The sequence below is a fragment of the Hydrogenophaga sp. RAC07 genome (assembly GCF_001713375.1).
GTDB lineage: Bacteria > Pseudomonadota > Gammaproteobacteria > Burkholderiales > Burkholderiaceae_C > Hydrogenophaga.
Window position 1 is genome coordinate 168,652 of record NZ_CP016449.1, and the last position, 15,709, is coordinate 184,360.

Consider the following 15,709-nt stretch of genomic DNA (forward strand, 5'->3'; position numbering starts at 1 on the left):
ATTCCCATCCATATTCTTCAAGGAGCTTGAACATGAACACGATGCGTTTTTCATGGCGCGCACTGAGCGCCGCCCTGGCGATGGCTGCGGCGTTGGCGACCGGTCCGGCCCGCGCGCAGAGCGAAGCCTCGGTGGCCCTGTCGGCCTTGCCGGTGGCCTCGGTGGTGGGGGCTGCATCGGTGGGGGCGGCGGCGGTGAGCGTGGTGCCGGTGGCCTTCTCGGTGGCCGGGGCTGCGCTGGTGGTCAAAGCGGTGGAGGTCACCGCCAGCGGCACGGTCTATGTGCTGGAGCGGGTGTCGGACGGCGCGCGCGCCAGCGTGGAGGTCTCGGGCCGCGCGGCCTCGGCCGTGTCGGTGGGCGTGGGCACGGCGGTGGTGGTCAGCGTGATCGGCACCGGCGTGCTGCTCTAGGCCGCCGGGGAGGTGCTGGCCTTCATTCCGAACGAGCTGGGCCGTGCGCTGTTGCACAACGAACGCATCACGCACTGAGGAGCCGGTCATGACGCAAGCCACTGTCTGGCGATGGTTCGCCAGTTTCGCCACCGCCTGCGCACTGCTGACCGCACCCGCCGCCCACGCCGGCCGCTCCTGCGACGCCCGACCGCTCACCGCCCGCAGCATCGAGCAGGGCATGGACCTCGCGCTGCGCACCTCGCAGGCGCTGGACGCCGAACACGCCCGCAGCGGAGCGCGCGTGGTGGTGCTGGCCCGCGCCGGGCAAGACCTGAGCAAGTACCAGCTGCGTTACTCCCATCTGGGCTGGGCCTACAAAACGCCCGAAGGCCCGTGGCGCGTGCTGCACAAGCTCAACCGCTGCGGCTCGGCCGAAGGCGCGCTCTACCGCCAAGGTCTGGGCGAGTTTTTTCTCGACGACCTCTGGCGCTTCGAGGCCGCGTGGATGGTGCCCGCGCCCGCGCTGCAGGCCCCCCTGCACGCCGTGCTCACCGACCCGGCCCGCAGCACCGCGCTGCACACCCGGGCCTACAACATGCTGAGCTACCCGTGGGCGACGCGTTACCAGCAGTCCAACCAGTGGGCGCTGGAGACCCTGGCCTCGGCCGCCGAGCCGGGCGTGCGCAGCCGCGAGCAGGCCCAGGCCTGGCTGCGCTTCAAGGGCTACCAGGCGACCACACTGCAGCTGGGCGCGCTCACGCGGCTCGGCGCGCGCGTGAGCTCTGCCCACATCGCGTTCGACGACCACCCCAATGACAAGCGGTTTGCCGACCGCATCGAGACGGTGACGGTGGACTCGGCGTTCGGGTGGCTGGAGCGGGCGGGCCTGGCGGGGCCGGTTCAGCGGTTGTCACCCTGAGTGTGCCGGCGGCGCGCACAATGACGCCCATGTCTCCCACCGATGCCGCTCCGCAGGGAGACAACACCTACCGCCTGCTGTTCGACGCCCATCCCCAGCCGATGTGGGTGTTCGACCAGGCCAGCAAACGTCTGCTGGCCGTCAACGCAGCGGCCATCGCGCGCTACGGCTACGCGCGCGACGAATTCCTGCGGCTCACCGTTCTGGACATCCGCCGCTCACCGCAGGGCCAGCGCCTCACCGCCGAGCAGATCGACAGCGATCCTGTGGGCGCCGACGGCTTACGGTTGACCCGGCGCTGGCAGCACGCCTCGAAAGACGGGCGCCTGATCGATGTGGATGTGACCTCCAGCGATCTGGACTGGGAAGGTCGGCCGGCGCGCCTCGTGGTGGTCAACGAGGTGACCGCGCAGATCCTGCTGGAGCAGCAGGCCGAACGTGCCCGCACCGAATCGCGGGCTGCGCGCGAATTGCTGGACCATGTGATCGATCGGGTGGGCGACGCGATCTTCGCGCTCGACAAGGACATGCGTTTTACCTACCTCAATGTGCCTGCCTTGCGGCTGCTCCAGCGCGATCGGGTCGAACAACTGATCGGTCGATACATCTGGGACGAGTACGAGCTGGAACACGCGGAAGTCTTTCACCGCGCGTACGACAGGGCATTGCGGACCCAGCAGGCGGAAGTCTTCGAGGCGTTCTACGCGCCCTGGGAAAAGTGGTTTGAAGGACGCGTCTTTCCCTCACCCGAGGGGATTTCGATCTTCTGCAACGACATCACCGAACGCAAGCTGTTCGAGCGCCTGCTGCTCGACCGCGAGCGCGACTTCCGCCTGCTGGTCGAACACATGCCGGCGATGGTCTACCGCGCGTCTGTGGAGCCTCCTTACGCCGCGCTCTACGTCAGCCCATCCATCCACATCCTGGGTTACACCGCTCACGAATGGATGGCCGACCCGTTGTCGTGGACCAAGGCCTTGCACCCCGACGACTGCGCGCGCGGTGGCCGCGCTGTCCGAGCCTTACGTCGACGGTGAAGATCATCAGATTCAATACCGGCTGCGCGATGCGCAAGGCCAATGGCGCCATTTCCGCGATCGTTCGCGGCGCATCGATCCCGGCGATGGCAGGCCCGCCTTTGTGCAGGGCATTGCGCTGGACGTGACCGATCTGGTGGAAAGCGAACAGGCCTTGCGCGACAGCGAGGCCAGCCTGCGGCGCAGCGAACAACGTTTCAGGTTGGCAGCGGCCGGTGGGCAGGTGTGGGACTGGGACCTCTTGCGCGACCTGCTGAGTTTCAGCGACGATTTCTGGCGGCAACTCGGTTATGAACCCATGGCCGTCGCGGGATACCGCAGCCGCCTGGGCGCCATGACCCATCCCGACGATTTGGTGCGCCACCGCGAGGCCATGCGCCGGCACCTCAAAGACCGCGCGCCCTTCGATCTGGAGGTCCGCGTCAGCGACGCGCAGGGTGAGTGGCGCTGGATGCACATTCAAGGTCAGGCCGAGTGGAACGACGACGGGCGCGCGGTCTTCATGGCCGGCACCACGGTCGACATCACCCCACGCAAGAAGGCCGAGGCGGCCCTGCGCGAATCCGAGGCCTACCGGCGCAGCCTGTTCGAGCAGCTGGCCGACGGCGTGCTGCTGATCGATACCAACAACCGGGTCCTGGAGGCCAATTCCCAGGCCCTGCGCATGCTGGGGCACGAGGGCGAGCGCCTGGTCGATGTGTCGCTGCAGTCCCTGCTGGCGGATGAGCGGGCCGCGCCTTCGCACGACACCTTGCTGGAGACGGCCGACGGTCCCGGCCCGCTGGTGGAGTGGACCATCGTGCGCCGCGACGGCAGCCGATTGCCGGTGGAGGTGCGCACCCGGGCCCTCGACCCGCAGCGCTACATCGCGGTGCTGCGTGACGTGGCCGACCGGCATGCCGCACAAAGTGCGCTCATCCGCTACCAGCTCGAACTCTCCGAGCTCACCCAGCGCCTGCTGACACAAGAGAAGAACACCACCCGACGCGTGGCGCAGGCCCTGCACGACAACCTGGGCCAGTCGCTGGCCGTGGCGCGCCTGAACCTGGACGCCGTGGTGGCCACCGCGGGCGACAGCCTGCCGCCCGAGATTGCCGATCTGTGCCGCAAGCTGGCCCGGATGCTGGCGCAAGCGGTGCTGGACGTGCGCGAGGTGCTGGCCGACCTGCGCCCGCCGTTGCTGGAGGAGCAGGGCCTGGCCGCGGCGCTGGACAACGAGATCCGCACCACCTTGCTGGCGGTGGGCTCCGACGTGTTGCTCGAGGTGGCCGATGGTTTGCAGCGACAGCGCTGGCCCGCCGACGTGGAGTACAGCGCCTTCATGGTGGCGCGCGAGGCGATCGCCAATGCCCGGTTGCATGCGCAGTCGTCGCTGATCCGGGTGTTGCTCGAAGGCGATGTGAACACGCTGCAACTGGACGTGATCGACGACGGCGTGGGCATCCCGCAGGACATGCAGCTCGGCCGGCCCGGTCACCTGGGCGTGGTGGGCATGCGCGAGCGTTCGATCTCGATCGGCGCGCGATTCTCCGTCACCGGCGAAACCACCGGCGGCACCCGCGTCACCCTGCACTGGGAGGCACCCCGGTCATGAGCGATCTGTACCTGCTGGACGACCACACCCTCTTGCGCGACGGCTTGCGCGCCGTGTTGCAGGCGGCCGGGCACCGGGTGGTGGGCGAGTCGGCCGACCCCACGCAGGCGCTGGCCGACCTGCGCGATCTCGGACCCGTGACGGTGCTGCTCGATCTGCACCTGGGGGTGCGCTCGGGCTTTGAGCTGCTGACCGAGCTGCAACGCCGCGCACTGGAGGTGCGCACCATCGTGCTCACCATGTCCAACCAGCCGCGCCATGTGGCCGAGGCGCTGCGGCTGGGCGCGGCGGGTTATGTGCTCAAGGGCGCACCCGCCTCCGAGCTGCTGGCCGCCCTCGATGCGGTGGGCAAGGGGCAGCGTTACCTGGGCACCGAGGTGGCCGAACTCGCGGTGCAGGGGCTCACCGCGCCGGGCGACGCCGCGCTGGACACGCTGTCGGTGCGGGAGCGGCAGATCGTGGTGATGGTGGTGCAGGGCCAGTCGAGCACCGAGATCGGCCGGGCGCTGCACCTCTCGCCCAAGACGGTGGACTCCTACCGCAGCCGATTCATGGCCAAACTGGCCACGCCCGACGTGCCTGCGCTCGTGCGCTTTGCCATCCGCAACGGCCTGATCGACGCCGACGGCGCGTGAAATTCGTGGTGTTCGTGCCACGCGGTTTGTGTGGTGTCGCACACCCGCGTGGGGCATCACGGACAACCCACACATCCGATCGAGAACTCCCCACAGACGCCGGCAGAACCGATTCTTAAAGTCGGCTCACGGTTGCTGAATCGTGGCCCGCCGGGCCCGGGCATCCGCCAGCGAGACGTCCGTGTCCCCTTCCAGCCTTGCCGGTCGCCCGAACGCAGCGGGGTCTCTCGATGTCCCCTGTCGGGTGCTGTTGGTGGTGGACAACCCGCAGCGCCTGGCGCTGCTGCAGCGGTGCGTGCAGAACAACCTGCCGGGTTGCGTCATCGAGACCGTCGACTCCTACTACGACGCCATGGCGCGCGCCACCCGCATGCAGGCCCACCTGCTGGTGCTCGACCTGTCGCTCGACAGCGTGCTGGTGCCCGCGCTCAAACGTTTTCTCGCGCGCGCCGCACCCCAGGCGCTGGTGCACGTGTTTGACGACTCGCAGGACAGCGCCCCCGGCGCCGGCACCGGCTGCAACCGCCCGTCCATCGTTCAACTCAAGCAGGCCTTCGCATCCCTGGCCGGCACAAACGCCCAACCCGACTGAGACCCCGCCATGCAATCCGCACCGCCCACCCCCGACGAATCCCAGCGGCTGGACACGCTGAGCGCGCTCGGCGTGCTCGACACGCCCGCCGATCCCGTGCTCGACGGCCTGGTGCGCACCGCTGCCCAGCTGCTCGGGTGTCCGATTTCATTGGTCAGCCTGGTCGACGAACACCGCCAGTGGTTCAAGGCGCGCCATGGGCTGGACGCCGAGCAGACCCCGCGCGAGCTCGCGTTTTGCGCCCACGCCATCCTGCAGTCCGAACTGTTCGAGGTGCCCGATGCCCGGCTGGACGCCCGCTTTGCCGACAACCCGCTGGTGACCGGTGCGCCGAATGTGGTCTTTTATGCCGGCGTGCCGCTGACGGTGGAGGGTCACAACATGGGCACGCTGTGCGCCATCGACCACCAGCCGCACCAGCTCACCGACGACCAGCGCCGTGTGCTCAAGGACCTGGCGCGGGTGGCCGAACACTGGCTGCGCACCCAGCAGGTGAACCAGCAGTTGCAACGCGCCGACGGCGAGCGTCGCAAATTGTTCGACCAGATCGGCGACGGCATCCTGCTGCTGGACCGCAACCAGCAGGTGGTCGAGGTCAACCGCGCAACCGCGCGCATGCTGGGCCGCAGCGCGGAGGAACTGCGCCACATGCGGCTGCACGACCTGCTGCCCGCCAGCGAACACGCGCGGCTCACGCGCGCCGCGCTCAAGGTCCTCAAGGGCGACGAGCGCCTGGGCGACTGGCGCGTGGTGCGGCGCGACGGCAGCAGCTTCATGGCCGAGATGAGCACCCGCGTGGTCGACCAGTGCTTTGTGGTCGTCATGCGCGACATCACCGAGCGCCACGCGCAAGAGCAGGAGGTCCGGCTGCTCTCGATGGCGGTGGAGCAAAGTGTGCAGAGCATCGTGATCACCGATCTGGAAGGCAACATTGAATACGCCAACGCCGCCACCCTCTCCAGCTCGGGCTACACACTGCAGGAGCTGCTGGGGCGCAACCCGCGCCTGCTGCAGTCGGGCAAGACACCGCGCGAGACCTACGAGCACATGTGGGATCAGCTGCTGGCCGGCAAGCCGTGGCGCGGCCACCTGTTCAACCGCCGCAAGGACGGGGTGGACTATGTCGAAGACGCGACCATCACCCCGATCCGCGACGCCCAGGGCCGGGTGACCCAGTACATGGCGCTGATGCTGGACGTGACCGAAAAACGGCGCCTGATGGACGAGCTGGAGCAGCACCAGCACCACCTGGAGGACCTGGTGGAGCAGCGCACCGAGGCTCTGGTGGCGGCGCGTCGCGCGGCCGAGGCCGCCAGCGAAGCCAAAAGCGCGTTTCTCGCCACCATGAGCCACGAAATCCGCACGCCCATGAACGGCGTGGTGGGCAGCCTGGATTTGCTGCAACGCTCCACACTCTCGCCCTACCAGCGCGACCTGGCCGACACCGTGAGCGAATCGGCGCAGGCCCTGCTGACCATCATCGACGACATCCTGGACTTCTCCAAGATCGAGGCAGGCCAGCTCCAGCTGGAGAGCGCGCCGGTCGCCCTGGTGCGCCTCACCGACAGTGTGTGCGACGCCCTGCGTCCCACGGCCGCTTCACAAGGGGTCGAACTGCAGGTCGATGTGGCCGAGGGTGTGCCGGACTGGATCCTGAGCGACGCCGTGCGGTTGCGCCAGATCCTCAACAACCTGCTGGGCAACGCCATCAAGTTCTCGGCCGGCCTTGGCCGCGCCGGCCGGGTGGATCTGCTGGTGCAGCGGTGCGGACCCGACCTGCCCGGGCACCTGCAGTTGAGCGTGGTCGACAACGGCATCGGCATGGCGCCCGAAGCTTTGCAGCGCATTTTCAAACCCTTTGTGCAGGCCGAGAGCGCGACCACGCGCCGCTTTGGCGGCACCGGCCTGGGCCTGTCGATCTGCAAGCGCCTCACCGGCTTGATGGGCGGTTGGGTGGAGGTGCAGAGCGTGCCGGACCAAGGCTCCACCTTCACCGTGACCTTGCCTTTCGACGCCACGCCGGCACCCCGCCACGTGGTGGATGACAGTCCGGTCCTGGTCACGCAGACCGGGCCGCATTTCGCCCCCTCCGGTGGGCCGCTGGTGCTGGTGGCCGAGGACAACGCCATCAACCAGAAGGTGATCGGCCACCAGCTCGCGCTGCTGGGCGTGGCGGTGGAGATGGTCAGCGACGGGCTGGAGGCGTTGGCGCTGTGGCGCGCCGGGCAGGCCACGCACCGCCACGCCCTGCTGCTCACCGACCTGCACATGCCGGGCATCGACGGCTACACGCTGGCCGCCACCATCCGCACACACGAGACCGGTGACTCGCGCATGCCCATCGTGGCCTTGTCGGCCAATGCGCTGAGCGGCGAGATCGACCGCTGCCGCGCCGCCGGCATGGACGACTACCTCAGCAAACCGGTGCAGACCGACCAGTTGGGTGAAATGCTCAGGCGCTGGCTGCCCACGGACGACGTGCAGACCACGACGGCGTTCGAGCCGGTGGACTGCGAGGAGGTCGACGTGTTTGAAGTCGAGGTTGGGCTCGACGCGTACGACGACCAGGCGCTGGAACGCCTGGTGGGCGACGACCCCGAACTGCTGGCGGATTTTCGTCGGCGTTTCCTGTTGTCCGCGCTCAACACCATGGACGAGATGCGCCGTGCGGCCAACCGCGCCGACCTGGGTGCGCTGGGCGATCTGGCGCACCGCCTCAAGTCGTCCTGCCGGGTGATTGGCGCGATGTCGCTGGCGGCTTGCTGCGAGCGCATCGAGCGTGCCGACCCCGGTTGCAGCACCACCGAGATGCACGGCCTCGTGGCCCGCATGGAAGACGCGCTGGCCCATGTGATGACACGTTTGTCCGGTCATGAGGGCATGCATCCCTCAGGCGCTGCCCACTGAACGAGCCACCATGAACCACAAAGAAGCCCGCATCCTCGTCGTCGGGGACAACGCGGTGGACGCCGAGCAGGTCTGCAGCATGCTGCGCGACCGCTACCCCCACGTGGAGGCCACCACCGATGCGATGAAGTCGGACGCGGTGTTCGACCGCGTCAAGCCGCAGGTGCTGGTGCTGGCTTTCAAGTCGGTGGAAGCCTGCGAACGCTTTTACCTCGGCCTGTACCGGCGCAGTGAAGTGATCCAGTCGCTGTTGCATCGCACGCTGTTGTTGTGCGACAAGGAAAACGTGCGCCGCGCCTTCGACCTGTGCCTGCAGGAGGTGTTTGACGACTACGTGTTGTTCTGGCCGCTGGTGCATGACGCCAAGCGCCTGGCGATGTCGGTGCACCTGGCGCTGGGTGCGCTCGACCAGGAGCTGGCGCTGGCGCCGCTCTCCGAGCTCGCCACACTCGCGCGCCGCGCGGAAACACTCGAAGAACAGCTGGCCCAGCAGGTGCGGTTGGGGCGGGTGCACGCGCAGAACGCCCAGAACACCGCGCGCCAGGCCCAGGCCTCGGTCAGCCGCGCCATGGGCGGCTTGTCCGAGCGCATCCTGGCGACCGGCCTGGACGACGCCTTGACGGTGCGCGATGCCACGCGCGTGGAACAAGCCTTCGGCAAACTGCAGCGCGAGGCGCTGATTCCCACGCTGGAAGAGGTGGTGCAGGCGGCGCAACCCATGCGCGACTGGGTCGACACCATCACGGCAGAGCTGGCCCAACCGCTGCAGGCCGCGCGCGATCTGATGCAACACGCCAAGGTGAGCCGCCCGCTGCTGCTGGTGGTGGACGACGACGAGTTCATGCGGCGCCTGCTCACGCAGTTGCTCACCGCCGCGCGCTACGACGTGCACGCGGTGGGCACCGCAAACGACGCGCAGCAGTTCCTCATGTTCAACCGCCCCGGGTTGATCCTGATGGACCTCAAGCTTCCCGACTCGGACGGCATCGCGCTCACGCGCGAACTCAAGGGCACCGCGTTGGCGCAGGACATTCCCGTGATCATGCTGACCGGGCAGACCGAGAAGCAGGTGATCGTGGACAGCCGCAAGGCCGGGGCGGTGGACTTTGTGGCCAAACCCTTCAACCGCGACCTGCTGCTCAAGAAGGTGGCCCAGCACCTGGGCCACTGAAGCCGCTTCAGGGACGGCGGGCTTCCTCTCGCCACAAGGGTCGCAGCGCCCACAGCCCCAGCGCCGGGCCGATCGCCAGCCAGGGCAGCAGGGCACCCAGCGCCACCGTCTCGGCCAGCGAGACAAACAGCAGGATGCTCACGATGGAGATTGCAAAGCCGATGCTGTTGGTGAGGGTGAGCACGCTGCCCACGGCCTGCGGCGGCGCGTTGCGTGCGGTGAGGGTGGAGAACTGCGGCGAGTCGCCCGACACCGTGATGCCCCAGAGCACCAGCCAGGCGTAGAACAGCGCGTCGCCCGCATCGATCATCCAGAAGGCCGTCAGGCAACACAGTCCACTGATGGCCAGCTGCGTGCCCGCCACGCGTGCGCTGCCCCAGCGCTGCGCCACCCAGCCGCCGCCCGCGCAGCCGATCACGCCGGCCCCGAGCACGCAGAACGCGGTCCACGACAGCGCCGTGCCTTGCAGCCGCGTGGCCAGCACCAGCGGCACCATCACCCACATGGTGTAGAGCTCCCACATGTGGCCAAAGTAACCGAGCACCGAGCTGCGCACACGCGAATCGGTCCACAGCGTGGCCAGCGCGCGCCACTGCAGCACCGTGACGCGGGCTTGCGCGTGGGGCGGATCGGTGGTGCCGAAGAACAGCAGCAGGCCACCGGCGGCAGCCAGTGCGGCCACGCCGAGCATGAGCGTGGGCCAGGGCAGGGCGCCGCTGAGTGCGCGCAGCGCATGCGCGCTGGCCGAACCCAGCACCAGCGCGCCGATCAGCAGACCAAGCGCTGCACCCAGACCGCGCGTGTACCACTGCGCCGCGATCTTCATGCCGACCGGGTAGATGCCCGCGAGGAAGAAGCCGGTGGCAAACCGCCAGCCCAGCAGCGCCGTGTAGTCACGCACCATCCACCACGCGCCCACCGTGCAGGCCGCACCAGCGAGCGCACACACCAGGAACACGCGGCGTGGTGCAAAACGGTCGGCAATGGCCAGCAGCGCAAACACCAGCGTGCCCAGGATGAAGCCGAACTGCAGCGACGAGGTGAGCGTGCCCACCGCGCTGGTGGGCCAGCCCAGTTCACGCTGCAGGTCGGGCATGACCGCGTTGACCGCGAACCACAGCGAGGTGCCCAGGAACTGGGCGAGCACCAGGATGGGCAGGATGTGGCGGGGGACGTGGGACTGCGACATGGCTGCAGCTTAGACGCGCTGGCCGCGATCGGCTGGCACCCGCGCGTCAGTCAGACCCCGCGCGCCCGGTCCGCCTTGAACTGCGCTCGGAAGGCGCCGAACGTGCCCGCGTCCAGCGCCTCGCGCACCTCGCGCATGAGGTTCAGGTAGTAGTGCAGGTTGTGGATGGTGGCCAGCATGGGACCCAGCATCTCGCCGCAGCGGTCCAGGTGGTGCAGGTAGGCGCGGCTGAAACCGTCGCGTCCGCCCTGATCCCAGCTCACGCCGCTCTTGCCGGCGCAGGCGTGGCAGGTGCAGGTGGTGTCCAGCGGCTGGTGGTCGGTCTTGTGGCGCGCGTTGCGGATCTTCAGGTCGCCGAAACGGGTGAACAGCGTGCCGTTGCGCGCGTTGCGCGTGGGCATGACGCAGTCGAACATGTCCACGCCGTCGGCCACGCCCTGCACCAGGTCTTCGGGTGTGCCCACGCCCATGAGGTAACGCGGCTTGTGCGCCGGCAGGCGGTGCGGCGTGTGCGCCATGATCTGCAGCATCTGCTCTTTCGGCTCGCCCACGCTCACGCCGCCGATGGCGTAGCCGGGGAAGTCCATGTCGACGAGTGCGTCCAGCGACTCCTGGCGCAGGTGCTCGAACATGCCGCCCTGCACGATGCCGAACAGCGCGTTGGGGTTCTCCAGCCGCGCGAATTCGTCCTGCGACCGCCTGGCCCACCGCAGGCTCATCTCCATGCTCTTGCGCGCCTCCGCCTCGGTGGTCAGGTGGCCGTTGGTCTCGTACGGCGTGCACTCGTCGAGCTGCATCACGATGTCGCTGTTCAGCCCGGTCTGGATGTCCATGCTGACCTCCGGCGACATGAAGAGCTTGTCGCCGTTGACCGGGCTGGCGAAGGTCACGCCTTCTTCGGTGATCTTGCGCATGGCGCCGAGCGACCAGACCTGGAAACCGCCCGAGTCGGTGAGGATGGGCTTGTGCCACTGCTCGAAGCCGTGCAGGCCGCCGAAACTGTTCATCACCTCGCGGCCCGGGCGCATCCAGAGGTGAAAGGTGTTGCCCAGGATGATCTGTGCGCCCATGTCGTGCAGGCTCTGCGGCATCACGCCCTTGACGGTGCCGTAGGTGCCCACCGGCATGAAGATGGGCGTCTGCACCACGCCGTGGTTGAGCGTGAGCTGCGCGCGGCGCGCGTGGCTGGTGGGGTCGGTCTTGAGGACTTCAAACTGCAGCATCGGGGTTCCTTGAAAGCAGCATGGCGTCGCCATAGCTGAAGAAGCGGTAGCGGTGTTCGATGGCGTGGGCATACAGCGCGCGAATGTGATCGAAACCGGCGAAGGCGCTGACCAGCATCATCAGCGTGGACTGGGGCAGGTGGAAGTTGGTGACCATCAGGTCGACCACCTGGAACCCGAAACCTGGCGTGATGAAGATGTTGGTGTCGCCCTCGGTCTCACCCGAGCGTGCCCAGCTCTCCAGCGTGCGCACGGTGGTGGTGCCCACCGCCACCACACGCCCGCCGCGCGCGCGGCAGTCGGCGATCGCTTGCAGGGTGGCCGGCGGAATCGCGTAGCGCTCGTGGTGCATCACGTGGTCTTCGATGCGCCCGGCCTTCATGGGCGCAAAGGTGCCCGCGCCCACGTGCAGCGTGACGCTGGCGCGGCGCACGCCGCGCGCGTCGAGCGCGGCCAGCACGGTCTCGTCGAAATGCAGCGCGGCCGTGGGCGCCGCCACGGCGCCAGGCACGCGCGCGAACACGGTCTGGTAGCGGCGTTCGTCGTCGGCTTCGTCGGTGTGGGTGATGTAGGGCGGCAGCGGCACATGGCCATGGCGCGCCATCAGCTCGTAGGGCGTTTCACCGGCAGGGCCGTGCAGGCGGAAGCGGAACAGCTGACCCTGTTCGTCGGGCCAGCGGCCGATGAAAACGGCGTCAAACCCGCCACGGCCCAGGCCTCCGGCCATGTGCAGCCGGCCGCCGAGCTGCGGTTTTTTGCTCACGCGCAGGTGGGCCACCACCTCGTGGACGGTGCCGTCGCTGGCCTCCAGGGGCAGCAGCACGCGCTCGATCAGCATTTCGAGCTGGCCGCCGCTGGCCTTCTGGCCGAAGAGGCGGGCCTTCATCACCTGGGTGTCGTTGAACACCAGCAGGTCACCGTCCTTCAACAGGCCGGGCAGTTCGCGAAAGATGCGGTCTACCGGCGCGGAGCCCGTGCCGTCGAGCAGGCGCGAAGCGCTGCGCTCGGGCGCGGGGTGTTGGGCGATCAGCTCGGGGGGGAGGCGGAAATCAAAGTCGGCGACCGTGAGGGTGCGCGCAGAGGAGGCAGATGAAGGCATGCAGCTTGAGGGCCGGACAGGCCCGTTCCAAGTGAAGAAACAAAGGCCGTGATTGTCTCAGTTCTGCGCGGTCGATCCAGATTCAGCGAGGGCGGTGCATCTGGAACAGCTGTTCAGGGCCGATCGTGAAGTAGTCGGCCGGGCCGCCGCCGCGCAGGATGTGCCCGGCGTTCGCTGTGTCGTACACACCCGCCTTCAGCAGCTGCCGTGCAATGTGCACGCCCACCACCTCACCCAGCACCAGCCAGCTGTCGATGGGCGCACCGGCTGCCGAAGTCAGCCGCACGATCTGCGACAACCGGCATTCGAAGCTCACGGGGCTCTCTTGCACCCGAGGGACGGACACCACACGCGAAGCCACCGGCGTGAGCCCGGCCAGCGCGAATTCGTCCACCTCGGGCGGGACGTGGGCGCAGGTCTGGTTCATCTGTTCGGCCAGCGGGCGTGTCACCAGGTTCCACACGAACTCGCCGGTCGCCTCCACATTGCGCACCGAATCCTTGTGCCCGATGCTGCAGAAGCCCACGATGGGTGGCACGTAGTTGAAGGCGTTGAAGAAGCTGTAGGGCGCCAGGTTGAGCACGCCGTCGCTGGCGCGGGTGGAGACCCAGCCGATGGGGCGCGGCCCGACGATGGCGTTGAACGGGTCGTGCGGCAGGCCGTGGCCTTGCGACGGTTCGTAAAAGTGTGAGGCGTCCATGGGGTGAGGAGTTGACGTGACGCACCATGCTAGGCGAGGGCCACGGGGCGCGCTCGTGCGAGGGCATTGGTGACCGTGTGTGGCCGGGCACAATGCGCGCATGCCCGCCCAAGCCGAAGGCAAAGCAGCCGCGCCCGCGCTGTCCGCCCCCCAGAAAGCCCTGCACAAACTCGGGCTCGTGCGCGACATCGATCTGGCGCTGCACCTGCCGCTGCGCTACGAGGACGAAACCCGCATCGTCACGCTGCGTGAGGCCCGCGACGGGCAACTGGCGCAGATCGAAGGCACGGTGACGAACAGCGAGATCACGCAGCGCCCGCGCCGCCAGCTGCTGGTGACGCTGGACGACGGCACCGACACCTGCACCCTGCGCTTCTTCACCTTCTACCCCGCGCATCAGAAGACGCTGGCCGTGGGGCAACGGGTGCGCGTGCGCGGCGAACTGCGCGGCGGTTTCCTGGGCTGGACCATGGTGCATCCGGCGTTTCATGCCGCGGGGGGTGAATTGCCCGACGCGCTCACGCCGGTGTACCCCACCAGCGCGCAGCTGCCGCAGGCGTATCTGCGCAAGGTGGTGGCCAGCGGGCTGCGGCGCGCCGACCTGGGCGAAAACCTGCCGCCGGCCCTGCTGGGTGGCCTGAACGCCGTGGTGCGCGGCACCTGGACGCTGCGCGACGCGCTGCAGTTTCTGCACCACCCGGGCGCCGACGTGTCGCTGGACGCACTCGAAGACCGCAGCCACCCCGCTTGGCAGCGCCTGAAGGCCGAAGAACTGCTGGCGCAGCAGCTCTCGCAGTTCACTGCGCGGCAGGAGCGCGCGGCCCTGAGCGCGCCGGCCCTGCGCGTCCAGCCGGGTGGCCTGCACGAACAGCTGCTCGGCGTGTTGCCGTTTGCGCTCACCACGGCGCAGCGCCGCGTGGGTGAAGAGATCGCGCGCGACCTCATGCGCCAGCTACCGATGCACCGGTTGCTGCAGGGCGACGTGGGCTCGGGCAAGACGGTGGTGGCCGCGCTGGCCGCCGCCATTGCCATCGACGCAGGCTGGCAATGCGCGCTGATGGCGCCGACCGAGATCCTCGCCGAGCAGCATTTCGCCAAGCTCATCGGCTGGCTGGAACCGCTGCTCACGCCGCTGGGCAAACGCGTGGCCTGGCTCACCGGCAGCCAGAAAAAAAAGCAACGCGGCGAAATGCTCGCGCTGATCGCCAGCGGCGAGGCGGCGCTGGTGGTGGGCACACACGCCGTCATTCAGGATCAGGTGGTGTTCAAGAACCTGGCGCTCGCGATCATTGATGAACAGCACCGCTTTGGCGTGGCGCAGCGGCTGGCGCTGCGCAGCAAGATGGGATCGGGCATGACCGAGGGGGAGCCCCATTTGCTCATGATGACCGCGACCCCGATTCCGCGAACGCTCGCCATGAGCTACTACGCCGACCTCGACGTCTCCACCATCGACGAACTCCCGCCTGGGCGCACGCCCATCGTCACCAAGGTGGTGGCCGACAGCCGCCGCGCCGAGGTGATCGAGCGCATCCGGGGCCAGTTGGCGCAGGGGCGGCAGGTGTACTGGGTGTGCCCGCTGATCGAGGAGAGCGAGGCGCTGGACTTGTCCAACGCGACCGCCACGCACGCCGAGTTGAGTGAATCATTGCCCGGCGTGCTCGTGGGTCTGCTGCACTCGCGCATGCCGGTGGCCGAAAAGAAGGCGGTGATGTCGCTGTTCACTGGTGGGCAGATGGGCGTGCTGGTCTCCACCACCGTGATCGAGGTGGGGGTGGACGTGCCCAACGCCTCGCTGATGGTGATCGAGCACGCCGAGCGTTTTGGCCTGAGCCAGCTGCACCAGCTGCGTGGTCGCGTGGGTCGCGGCGCAGCGGCCTCGGCCTGCGTGCTGCTCTACACACCGCCCGACGGTGGTCGCCTGGGCGAGACCGCGCGCGAGCGCCTGAAGGCCATGGCGGAAACCAATGACGGGTTCGAGATCGCCCGGCGCGACCTGGAAATCCGGGGCCCGGGCGAGTTTCTGGGCGCGCGCCAGTCGGGCGCGCCGCTGCTGCGTTTTGCCGACCTCGCCACCGACACCCACCTGCTCGAATGGGCGCGCGAGGCCGCGCCGGTGATGCTGGCGGAGTACCCGCAGATGGCCGAAAAACACATCGCCCGCTGGTTGGGTGGCAAGGCGGAATTCCTCAAGGCGTGAAGTCGACCGGAGCGCGAGCCTCCATCAAGCACACGCCGTGGAACCGGCTTT

Annotated in this window: 12 protein-coding genes and 1 pseudogene; 9 read left to right on the plus strand and 4 right to left on the minus strand. The window is 68.3% G+C overall.

The features are described from left to right. The first annotated feature begins 41 nt into the window (after nt 1-41). The 8 genes and pseudogenes from BSY239_RS00700 (at nt 42) to BSY239_RS00735 (ending at nt 9,247) form a co-directional block, all read left to right on the plus strand. Nucleotides 42-488: pseudogene (locus tag BSY239_RS00700) on the plus strand (hypothetical protein). A gap of 10 nt (nt 489-498) precedes the next feature. Beyond that, nucleotides 499-1,311 (plus strand): DUF2145 domain-containing protein, encoded by an 813-nt coding sequence (locus tag BSY239_RS00705; RefSeq protein WP_069045146.1) that lies wholly within the window; start codon nt 499-501, stop codon nt 1,309-1,311. Between the two features lie 29 nt (nt 1,312-1,340). After that, nucleotides 1,341-2,348 (plus strand): PAS domain-containing protein, encoded by a 1,008-nt coding sequence (locus BSY239_RS00710; RefSeq protein ID WP_172823052.1) that lies wholly within the window; start codon nt 1,341-1,343, stop codon nt 2,346-2,348. Beyond that, complete coding sequence (locus BSY239_RS00715; protein ID WP_069045148.1) at nt 2,314-3,942, plus strand: sensor histidine kinase; 1,629 nt, start codon at nt 2,314-2,316, stop codon at nt 3,940-3,942. Before BSY239_RS00710 ends, BSY239_RS00715 begins: the two co-directional genes overlap by 35 nt. Continuing rightward, nucleotides 3,939-4,577 carry a response regulator gene (locus tag BSY239_RS00720; protein WP_069045149.1) on the plus strand — a complete coding sequence of 213 codons (639 nt, stop codon included), beginning with the start codon at nt 3,939-3,941 and terminating at the stop codon, nt 4,575-4,577. The genes BSY239_RS00715 and BSY239_RS00720 overlap by 4 nt, the downstream gene beginning before the upstream one ends. 181 nt (nt 4,578-4,758) lie before the next feature. After that, entirely contained in the window at nt 4,759-5,169 is a 411-nt protein-coding gene (locus BSY239_RS00725) for a hypothetical protein (protein ID WP_156775383.1), read from the plus strand. Nucleotides 5,170-5,178: 9 nt separating this feature from the next. Then, on the plus strand, nt 5,179-8,076 hold the full coding sequence (locus BSY239_RS00730; protein WP_069045151.1) for a PAS domain S-box protein: 2,898 nt from the start codon (nt 5,179-5,181) through the stop codon (nt 8,074-8,076). Between the two features lie 10 nt (nt 8,077-8,086). After that, nucleotides 8,087-9,247, plus strand: coding sequence for a response regulator (locus tag BSY239_RS00735; protein WP_069045152.1), 1,161 nt, complete (start codon nt 8,087-8,089; stop codon nt 9,245-9,247). A 7-nt stretch (nt 9,248-9,254) separates the two neighbouring features. Here BSY239_RS00735 and BSY239_RS00740 read toward each other — a convergent pair whose 3' ends face one another. The 4 genes from BSY239_RS00740 to BSY239_RS00755 form a co-directional block, all read right to left on the minus strand. Continuing rightward, nucleotides 9,255-10,436 (minus strand): MFS transporter, encoded by a 1,182-nt coding sequence (locus tag BSY239_RS00740; protein ID WP_069045153.1) that lies wholly within the window; start codon nt 10,434-10,436, stop codon nt 9,255-9,257. Nucleotides 10,437-10,486: 50 nt separating this feature from the next. After that, nucleotides 10,487-11,659 (minus strand): tRNA guanosine(34) transglycosylase Tgt, encoded by a 1,173-nt coding sequence (gene tgt, locus BSY239_RS00745; protein WP_069045154.1) that lies wholly within the window; start codon nt 11,657-11,659, stop codon nt 10,487-10,489. Next, a complete protein-coding gene (gene queA, locus BSY239_RS00750) occupies nt 11,646-12,758 on the minus strand; it encodes a tRNA preQ1(34) S-adenosylmethionine ribosyltransferase-isomerase QueA (RefSeq protein ID WP_069045155.1) in 1,113 nt (370 codons plus the stop codon). The genes tgt and queA overlap by 14 nt, the downstream gene beginning before the upstream one ends. 82 nt (nt 12,759-12,840) lie before the next feature. After that, nucleotides 12,841-13,458 (minus strand): flavin reductase family protein, encoded by a 618-nt coding sequence (locus tag BSY239_RS00755; protein ID WP_069045156.1) that lies wholly within the window; start codon nt 13,456-13,458, stop codon nt 12,841-12,843. Between the two features lie 100 nt (nt 13,459-13,558). Here BSY239_RS00755 and recG point away from each other — a divergent pair, with 100 nt between their 5' ends. Next, nucleotides 13,559-15,658, plus strand: coding sequence for an ATP-dependent DNA helicase RecG (gene recG, locus BSY239_RS00760; protein ID WP_069045157.1), 2,100 nt, complete (start codon nt 13,559-13,561; stop codon nt 15,656-15,658). Nucleotides 15,659-15,709: the final 51 nt, after the last annotated feature.

Bases quoted from the DNA above. Each gene is read 5' to 3' on its own strand.
- BSY239_RS00705 (WP_069045146.1), top strand. From the start codon at position 499: ATGACGCAAGCCACTGTCTGGCGATGGTTCGCCAGTTTCGCCACCGCC.
- BSY239_RS00710 (WP_172823052.1), top strand. From the start codon at position 1,341: ATGTCTCCCACCGATGCCGCTCCGCAGGGAGACAACACCTACCGCCTG.
- BSY239_RS00720 (WP_069045149.1), top strand. From the start codon at position 3,939: ATGAGCGATCTGTACCTGCTGGACGACCACACCCTCTTGCGCGACGGC.
- BSY239_RS00730 (WP_069045151.1), top strand. From the start codon at position 5,179: ATGCAATCCGCACCGCCCACCCCCGACGAATCCCAGCGGCTGGACACG.
- BSY239_RS00735 (WP_069045152.1), top strand. From the start codon at position 8,087: ATGAACCACAAAGAAGCCCGCATCCTCGTCGTCGGGGACAACGCGGTG.
- BSY239_RS00740 (WP_069045153.1), bottom strand. From the start codon at position 10,436: ATGTCGCAGTCCCACGTCCCCCGCCACATCCTGCCCATCCTGGTGCTC.
- tgt (WP_069045154.1), bottom strand. From the start codon at position 11,659: ATGCTGCAGTTTGAAGTCCTCAAGACCGACCCCACCAGCCACGCGCGC.
- queA (WP_069045155.1), bottom strand. From the start codon at position 12,758: ATGCCTTCATCTGCCTCCTCTGCGCGCACCCTCACGGTCGCCGACTTT.
- BSY239_RS00755 (WP_069045156.1), bottom strand. From the start codon at position 13,458: ATGGACGCCTCACACTTTTACGAACCGTCGCAAGGCCACGGCCTGCCG.
- recG (WP_069045157.1), top strand. From the start codon at position 13,559: ATGCCCGCCCAAGCCGAAGGCAAAGCAGCCGCGCCCGCGCTGTCCGCC.